Raw genomic sequence first — 4652 nt, 5'->3', positions numbered from 1 at the left:
ATAACTGTCGCCGCTGGGGTGGGAGCACATCAACCTGACCGGCGATTACCTATGGCGCAGCAGCGCCAAGGTCGGTGCGGGGAAGTTTAGGCCATTGCGACCGCTGCCACCGGCTTAGCGTGCTTTATTTTCCGTTTTCTGAGACGACCCCAATATCCACCTATGAGTTGTATGGGAGCCAATATGTTGCAAGGCTCCGAATGCCGCCGGCCTGCAACTTGATTAGAAATTATGCTACCAAAAAATTTCCAAATTACAACAATCGGAAAGACAGTGCAGCAATGAAGGTAGGCAGCAGTGCAAACAGCAGCAATCTGAATGGATGCACTGCTTCATCATCGAAGTGGTTGCGCAGAATGGTTACTCCTGCCGGGTTCGGGGCATTGGCAATAACAGTTAAACCACCTCCTGTCACTGCTCCGCTAGCCAGGGCATATTTATGGCTATCGGATAATCCTTCAACCAGCGAACCCAGATAGGTCAGCGCAGCGTTATCAGTAAAAGCGGTCAGAATGGTTGCACCCAGAAACATCTGATCACTGGTCATACTCATCAATACTGGCTGCAGCCACCATTGCTGCTGGCCACCCAATACCACCAGCCCGGCCAGAAAAAAAGCCACCAGCAGTCCTTCACGCAAGATCAAACGATCCTGATAATGTTGATAGGCATGAGCAATCCCTAGAAAAAAGAGGAACAGCCCCATAAATATGGCAGGATGGTGAGAAAAAATTACGATACCTACGAGAAAAGCCAGATGTATACATGTCAGGGCAAACGGAACAGTATCACTACGGTTACTTTCCTCTGTTTCTGGCAACAACCGCAATTCTTCGCGGAATAGCAGTGTTATGCATAAGGCGTTTACAACAACGGCAAGAACTGCTTTCCAGCCGAATGTTGACAGCATAAACATAGTATCCCAGCCCCATTTTCCGGCCACCATCAGAATTGGAGGAGCGGCAAAGTGTGTGAGTGTGCCACCAATAGAAATATTCACGAATAGTACAGCCAGCGTAGCATATTTCATGTGTGTGGAGATTCCTTTCATGAAGATACGTTCGGCCAGGATCAGCGCGGCTAGTGTCATGGCTGCCGGTTCCGTGATAAATGAACCAAACAAGGGAACCAGTGTTAACACGGTAAAGTAAAATCCCATGCTACCCGGCAAGGGTATGATACGGGCGAAAAAATCCACAGCAATCGTTGCTGTTCGCAGGATAGGGCGAGTTCCTGCAACCACCATGATGGCAAAAACGAACATCGGCTCGGTGAAATTACGTGAATCGATGTAATGTACTGCTGCTTTTTCACTATCGGCAATAAACAGCATGACAACCAGTACCATCGCCCAGAAGCCAAACACCACCTCCACTTCGCCCAGCAAATGCCACAGCCCGGCGTGAGTCGGCTGGATAGAGGCCAATCGCTTAAAAAAACCGGTAGTAAACGTGTGCAAAATAGCCAGAACAAACAATATCGTACCAATTAATTCCACAGCAGTCGGTGTCATCACTTTATCCAGGAATATTACTTTGAGTTATTTTTACACCAATCCGTGTCATGGGCGCTATACACCTTGCTTTAAACTGGCTTCGATGAACACATCTAAGTCTCCATCCAGTACGGCCTGAGTATTGCCAACCTCGATATTGGTGCGCAAATCCTTGATGCGGGATTGATCCAGAACATAGGAGCGAATCTGGTGCCCCCAGGCAATGTCCGTCTTGGAATCTTCGATCGCTTGTTTGGTTTCATTGCGCTTTCTCAATTCCGCTTCATATAGGCGAGATTTCAGCACTGTCATAGCATCGGCACGATTCCGATGCTGGGAACGTCCGCTTTGGCATTGAACAACAATCCCGGTTGGAATATGCGTGATTCTGACAGCTGAATCAGTTTTGTTAATGTGCTGCCCACCCGCTCCGGAAGCGCGATAAGTATCCACTCGCAGATCCGCCGGGTTGATATCGATTTCTATACTGTCATCTACTTCCGGATAGACAAATACGCTGGCAAAGGAAGTATGCCGGCGATTTCCTGAATCAAAGGGAGATTTACGCACCAGCCGGTGGACACCGGTTTCCGTGCGCAAGTAACCATAGGCATATTCACCGCTTACTTTGATTGTTGCACTCTTGATACCAGCCACATCGCCGGGAGATTCTTCCAGTAATTCCACTGCCAGGCCACGTCGTTCACAATAATGCAAATACATTCTTTCCAACATCGAAGCCCAGTCTTGTGCTTCCGTTCCACCAGAGCCAGATTGGATATCAATGAAACAGTTATTGGGATCCATCGGGTCCGAAAACATTCGGTGAAACTCCATTTCTTCCACCGTTTTGGCAAGTCCCGCTACATCCTCGGAAATACTGTGCAAAGTTTCATCATCGCTTTCTTCCTGAGCGATCTGCAGCAATTCTTGCGCGTCCTGCAATTGGCGATCAATCGATCGCAGGGTGAACACGATATTTTCCAGAGATTTTTTTTCGCGCCCTAATTCCTGAGCACGCGCCGGGTCATTCCAGATGGCAGGATCCTCAGATTGACGCTCAAGCTCTGTCAGCCGTACTTGTTTGGCATCAAAGTCAAAGATACCTCCGTAAAATTTCACCCCTGTGCTTTAAATCATCCAGTTGTTCGGTCAAAGTATTAATATGTTCAGCTTCCATGGCAGTATCTCATCCAAAACCATTGATTATACTGTAAGTCGAATTGGTACATAATCTGGCAAAACGAATGCGAGTATAATAATCAGTTAAAGACACTACCACATGGGTGATCTTTTTCTATTTTCCCATTACTTTAATAAAGTATCGGTCAATCGTATAGAGATAGATATTGATCGGTATCGTAAATATCACAGGCAAGATAAGACGGGTGATCGCATTGGTAATCAGCCACATAGGCCCCTTCGATACAGTGTACAGCCGGTTGACCCATTTACCACTGCCTTTGAACAGTGCATCAGCCATTTTCGATAGAACAAACGACAGGGTAAATATCACCAGGAACCAATAAATTCGAGGAACCAAATCCAATGCGAATTTTTGAAAACTTTCCTGGTCACTGACGATTTTCCAGGTACTGACGCCAAACCCCCACTCTATACAAAAATAAATCAGGAAAAAGATGATAGCGAGGCTCAGGATAACCGGCACGCTTACCATCAACAGGCCAAGTGATTGTTTGGTGCCTGCAATCCCTTGCAGTACGTAGATGATCGGCTTGAAAAATTTGTGATGACCTTGCTCCAGCCGCTTCAATATTCTGGAGTCACCTGCTTTCAGTCCGGGTTGATACTGGCTGAATCGCCAGTTTCCATGCAAGTGTGAAGATGATACATAAGGCTTCAACTTTAAAAGCGCTGATTGGGACATTTGATAACCATCTGCCTGCAAGCAATCTGCTTCTACCTCAGTAAAAGAATCCAGATCGGTACGAATGCGTGATAACGCATATTGCGCTTCCTCCGATACTTCAAATTGAGAAGATGAAGAATCGATCTCAATCTCTATTTTCTCACCAGGTAGCCAACTGATCTTGCTGGCGGATAGCCCGTGTGTTAAATGAAAATAGGCAACATGCTTATCCTGGATTTGTATCAGATTGTTCACTACCTCTTCTCGTACCCGCCTCATCAAAATTGAGCTGCTTGAGGCAAGAACTGATAATAAATCAGTTCGGGGGTTATTCGTTGCGGCAACTTGGCCAGAAGCATCGCTTACAACGAAATCAGTACACATATAATCAGGATCCAGCAAGCTCGCAATACCCTGATTATCATAGGCACCACCGTCAATGAGTTGTACGCGACGATCCTTATATAAGTTGGAAATAGCCATGGGAGGGAATATGCCAGGCACCGCCGCTGATGCGGCCACAGCGTTTCCTAACAGAAAATAAGGTTCTCTGGAGGTAATCTCCTCATAACGCATACGGCGATAACGATCTCTTTTGTCGATATTGCGAAAAATTGGATTTCTGGGAGGCACTTCACCCATACTCATGGCGGTAAAATACCAGCTATGCGCAGAATTCAGACTGACAGCATTAATCATGAGTATGGGTACTTTATGCTTGCGTCCAGGATTGCCACTTACAGCACATGGATGGAAAGGTTGTTCTACTCCCTGTGGCTGAATCAGCAGATCACTCATTCGTATGGGGCGATCACCAACGTTTATCAACGGCCGGTAAATATAACGCTCGTATAATTCACCGATCGAACCTGATCGGGAATAATTGGGAAGCGCCATGCGCATATTTTTGAAGGGATTGGCAAAAGTTCGCAGTCGTAAATTTTTCTGTACTGCGTTTAGAAAATGCTCTTCCAGTTTTTGTACCAGCTCAACATAATCCGAATCGGTAATATCACAATCGTCTTTGGATTCCAGCAAAATCTTCAGTAACAAGTAATAGGCTGCGCCCACTATTGAACCACCCGATACAGTTGAAATGGATTCCACATGCTTTAGCATTCCTAGTTCCGCCATGCGTGCGAGCACACCAATATGATAGAACGACGCCCTGAATCCCCCTCCCGATAAAGCAGAGCTATGATTATTTCTGGTGTATGACAAGGGAGAAGGAAGCGGTGTAACCTGTTGTTGAGGATCTGGCAGATCAACCAACAAAACAAGGGAAAC

Annotated in this window: 3 protein-coding genes; all 3 read right to left on the bottom strand. The window is 46.3% G+C overall.

Annotated elements, in window-relative coordinates; translation table 11 throughout:
- Positions 1–253 precede the first annotated feature (253 nt).
- On the bottom strand, positions 254–1513 hold the full coding sequence (locus C8R14_RS12910) for a putative Na+/H+ antiporter (protein ID WP_011634374.1): 1260 nt from the start codon (positions 1511–1513) through the stop codon (positions 254–256).
- A 57-nt stretch (positions 1514–1570) separates the two neighbouring features.
- Positions 1571–2675, bottom strand: a protein-coding gene (prfB, locus tag C8R14_RS12905; RefSeq protein WP_110332638.1) for a peptide chain release factor 2 whose coding sequence is annotated in 2 segments (ribosomal slippage) — positions 1571–2593 and positions 2595–2675 — 1104 coding nt in all. Because the reading frame shifts where the segments join, the coding sequence is not laid out codon by codon here.
- A 117-nt stretch (positions 2676–2792) separates the two neighbouring features.
- Positions 2793–4652 (bottom strand): patatin-like phospholipase family protein (locus C8R14_RS12900; protein WP_146208374.1); only part of this gene is annotated, 1860 nt, incomplete at its 5' end.

It is taken from the genome of Nitrosomonas eutropha (assembly GCF_003201195.1).
GTDB lineage: Bacteria > Pseudomonadota > Gammaproteobacteria > Burkholderiales > Nitrosomonadaceae > Nitrosomonas > Nitrosomonas eutropha.
The sequence above is the reverse complement of the archived record's forward strand: the minus strand, read 5'-3'. Positions and strand labels throughout refer to the sequence as shown.